Genomic DNA, 3,403 nt, shown 5'->3' on the forward strand with positions numbered 1-3,403 from the left:
CTAAATTCCGCTGCCGCAGATCCGCCAATTGCTGGGACAGGGCGGGCTGAGCTATGCCCGTCGTCGCTTCCAAACTACTTACAGTGAACTCCCCCTGCGACAACTGACAAAGCAGCAGCAGGCGAGAGGGCGTGGCTATGAAACGCAGCAGCTTGGCCACTTCCGGAACACGCTCCTTCAGTGCGGTGAGGTCACTAACGGTGAGGGCGGATTCGGTCATAAATTGCGGCGCACTGAAGATCAAGACGCACAGAGTAACGGCTGGATCCTACGACGGCTGCAAAAATCTTAAGTGCCAACACTTTCATGTTATATGAAAGTGTGCAACTATAGTCACACCTTTGTCTGATACCGCCTCCATGAGCACTTCTTCCTCATCCGATGCCTCACTGGACATGGCTCGCATAGTCATCGGCAATAGCCACATCTGCATCGCGAACGCGCCGGAGGTGAAGACGTTCTTCGACCCTGCTACCTCTAGCGCGAGCCATGTGGTCCGAGACCCTCGCTCCTCTGCCTGCGCCATCATCGACCCTGTTCTCGACTTCGACATGGCCTCCGGTCGAACGGCGACCAGGTCCGCTGCGGCGCTTGTGCAATACGTGCGTGACGCGGGCCTGCAGGTGCAGTGGCTGCTTGAGACACATGCACACGCCGACCATCTATCAGCTGCACTTTGGCTGCAGCAGCAGGTGGGCGGACAGCTTGCGATCGGCGCGCACATTACTCACGTGCAAGAAGCCTTTGGCAACATTTTCAACGCCGGTACTGATTTCAGCCGCGATGGCAGTCAGTTCGATCATCTTTTTGTAGACGGTGAAGCTTTCGCCATCGGACATCTACAGGCGGTGGCTCTTCATGGTCCGGGCCACACGCCCGCATGCATGGCTTACGTCATCGGTGACGCGGTGTTTCCGGGCGACACCCTGTTCATGCCGGACTACGGCACAGCGCGTTGCGACTTTCCAGGCGGCTCGGCCCGGCAACTCTATCGCTCCATCCATCGGCTGCTTGACCTACCAGATGACACCCGTGTCTTCGTATGCCACGACTACAAGGCGACCGGCCGGGCCTATTTTGCGTGGGAGACTACGATCGGCGCCCAACGCAGCGCGAATGTGCATGTGCATCAGGGGGTCTCCGAGGCGGAGTTCGTCGAGATGCGTGAGAGGCGCGACGCCACCCTCCCCCTGCCGCGCCTACTCTTTCCGTCGGTGCAGGTCAACATGCGCGCCGGCCATCTGCCCACACCGGAGTCTAACGACGTGCGCTACCTGAAACTGCCACTGGACCTGTTATGACGCTTCCATTTCTTGCATGGTACTGGCCGTTGGTCGGCGGCCTGATGATCGGTACCGGTTCCGGCGCCTATCTGCTGATCAACGGCCGGGTTGCTGGTATCTCCGGCTTGCTTGCCGACGCGTTCGGTCTGCAGGCTGGCGGCGTGCGTTCGCTGTCCGCCCTGTTCCTGGCTGGGCTTTTGACGAGCGCCGGCGTGGTATTGGCGGTTAGACCGATTGCGCTTGCCCCGCTAAGCGGCACCGACATGCCAAAGCTGATCCTGGCTGGCCTGCTGGTTGGCTACGGAAGCCGCCTGGGTGCTGGCTGTACCAGCGGGCACGGGGTGAGCGGGCTGGCAAGACTGTCACCGCGCTCCATTGTCGCGACCACTGTATTCATGCTGCTAGGCATGGCAACAGTACTAGTTGTGCGGCTCGCCGCCGGAGCCGGCGCATGATCCGCCTGACAACTTTTCTCTGCGGGGCCTTATTCGGACTGGGCCTGGTGGTTTCGGACATGGCTAATCCCGCGCGCGTGCTCGCCTTCCTTGATGTCAAAGGCGCCTGGGATCCTTCTCTGGCGCTCGTGATGGCTGGCGCGCTGCTCCCGTCGACCATCGCTTATCGATGGGTGCGAGCGCGCAGGGTCCCTTTGTTGGCCGCGACCCTGCAACTACCACAGCAACGGCAGATCGACCACAAACTGGTTATCGGTGCTGCGTTGTTCGGCATTGGCTGGGGGCTGGCCGGCGTCTGTCCAGGACCTGCCGTCGCGCTGCTGGCGACCGGCCAGGCGATCGCATTGGTCTTCGCTGCAGCGCTGGTGGCTGGAGTGTTGATTCACTGGATCATCCACCGCCCCATCTCAGGAAAGAATGCCCCATGAAACTCCGACAGCTTTCGCCCGACACGCTCGTAACCGACCAGCTTCGTCCAGCCGATCTCCCTGCTCTGGCAAAACAAGGGGTAGCAAGCGTTGTCTGCAACAGGCCAGACGGCGAGCAGCCGGAACAGCCTGACCACCTGGCCATCCAGGCGGCCTGCACGGCTGCCGACATACGCTTCGCCTACCTGCCCGTCGTGGCCGGTTGCATTTTTGATAGCCAAGTGCAGCAGTTCCGCGAGCTGCTGCTAAAAATGCCCGCTCCGGTGGCCGCCTATTGCAGGACAGGTACACGCTCAACGTCGTTGTGGGCTCTGGGGCAGGTGCGCGCTGCTGGACTCACGACCGACCAGGTCCTATCCATTGCTTCTGGCGCAGGTTACGACCTTTCCGCGCTCGCTCCGCGGCTTCGCTGCAACGCCCAGTCTAGCCCCGATTAGCCAATGGCCATGCAAACCCTGTCATTGCTGCAGATAGCGCTGGGCGGTCTCTCCGGGATTCTGGTCGGTTTCGTGCTGGGACTCGTGGGTGGCGGAGGTTCCATTCTCGCCGTCCCCCTGATGCTCTATCTGGTGGGTGTCGATGATCCCCATGTAGCCATAGGGACGAGCGCGCTGGCTGTGGCAGCCAACGCGTTGTCTAATCTTTTCGTGCATGCACGTCGTGGCAATGTAAAGTGGCCGTGCGCCTCGGTCTTTGCCCTGGCTGGCATCGCTGGCGCCTACCTCGGCTCGACCCTCGGCAAGGCCATCGACGGACAGCGGCTACTAGCGCTGTTCGCAGTGCTTATGGTGGTGATCGGCTTGCTCATGCTTGATAGGCGCAACGCGCAAGAAAATACCAATGCCCGACTCGGAAAGGACAATGCGCCCGCGCTGATCGGGCTAGGGACCATCTCCGGTGCGTTTTCCGGCTTCTTCGGGATTGGTGGAGGGTTCCTTATCGTGCCGGGCCTGATGTCCGCCACCAGCATGCCGATGCTGGCTGCGGTAGGCAGCTCGCTGGTTGCGGTCTCCGCCTTCGGCCTGACTACCGCGCTGAACTATGCGCACTCCGGGCTAGTGAACTGGCCGCTAGCTGCAGCACTGATCGTCACCGGCAGCGGAGGAGGCGTTGCGGGAGCGCGTACAGCGACGGCGCTAGCCGCACATCGGGGATCACTCAACAAGTCATTTGCACTACTCATCTTCATCACTGCAGGCTATGTGCTCTGGAGGGTGCTCTGAGACCGAAGCGGCCC

At 61.2% G+C, this 3,403-nt stretch carries 6 protein-coding genes; 5 read left to right on the top strand and 1 reads right to left on the bottom strand.

Features of this window, described 5'->3' with window-relative positions; genetic code table 11:
- On the bottom strand, positions 1–181 hold a 181-nt coding region (locus F7R02_RS24585; RefSeq protein WP_151210281.1), incomplete at its 3' end, for an ArsR/SmtB family transcription factor.
- A 214-nt stretch (positions 182–395) separates the two neighbouring features.
- Here F7R02_RS24585 and F7R02_RS24590 point away from each other — a divergent pair.
- The 5 genes from F7R02_RS24590 to F7R02_RS24610 are packed head-to-tail and all read left to right on the top strand — an operon-like array spanning position 396 to position 3,389.
- Positions 396–1,301, top strand: a complete 906-nt coding sequence (locus F7R02_RS24590; protein ID WP_235857274.1) for an MBL fold metallo-hydrolase — start codon at positions 396–398, stop codon at positions 1,299–1,301.
- Positions 1,298–1,738 carry a YeeE/YedE family protein gene (locus F7R02_RS24595; RefSeq protein ID WP_078589153.1) on the top strand — a complete coding sequence of 147 codons (441 nt, stop codon included), beginning with the start codon at positions 1,298–1,300 and terminating at the stop codon, positions 1,736–1,738. The genes F7R02_RS24590 and F7R02_RS24595 overlap by 4 nt, the downstream gene beginning before the upstream one ends.
- Positions 1,735–2,166, top strand: a complete 432-nt coding sequence (locus tag F7R02_RS24600) for a DUF6691 family protein (protein WP_033486035.1) — start codon at positions 1,735–1,737, stop codon at positions 2,164–2,166. The genes F7R02_RS24595 and F7R02_RS24600 overlap by 4 nt, the downstream gene beginning before the upstream one ends.
- Complete coding sequence (locus F7R02_RS24605; RefSeq protein ID WP_033486036.1) at positions 2,163–2,603, top strand: protein tyrosine phosphatase family protein; 441 nt, start codon at positions 2,163–2,165, stop codon at positions 2,601–2,603. The genes F7R02_RS24600 and F7R02_RS24605 overlap by 4 nt, the downstream gene beginning before the upstream one ends.
- A gap of 24 nt (positions 2,604–2,627) precedes the next feature.
- Complete coding sequence (locus tag F7R02_RS24610) at positions 2,628–3,389, top strand: sulfite exporter TauE/SafE family protein (RefSeq protein WP_078518033.1); 762 nt, start codon at positions 2,628–2,630, stop codon at positions 3,387–3,389.
- Positions 3,390–3,403 lie beyond the last annotated feature (14 nt).

The organism is Xanthomonas cissicola (assembly GCF_008801575.1).
Lineage (GTDB): Bacteria > Pseudomonadota > Gammaproteobacteria > Xanthomonadales > Xanthomonadaceae > Xanthomonas > Xanthomonas cissicola.

What these genes read in the sequence shown, in the direction of transcription:
- F7R02_RS24600 (WP_033486035.1), top strand. Translation starts at nt 1,735, where the DNA reads ATGATCCGCCTGACAACTTTTCTCTGCGGGGCCTTATTCGGACTGGGC.
- F7R02_RS24590 (WP_235857274.1), top strand. Translation starts at nt 396, where the DNA reads ATGGCTCGCATAGTCATCGGCAATAGCCACATCTGCATCGCGAACGCG.
- F7R02_RS24605 (WP_033486036.1), top strand. Translation starts at nt 2,163, where the DNA reads ATGAAACTCCGACAGCTTTCGCCCGACACGCTCGTAACCGACCAGCTT.
- F7R02_RS24595 (WP_078589153.1), top strand. Translation starts at nt 1,298, where the DNA reads ATGACGCTTCCATTTCTTGCATGGTACTGGCCGTTGGTCGGCGGCCTG.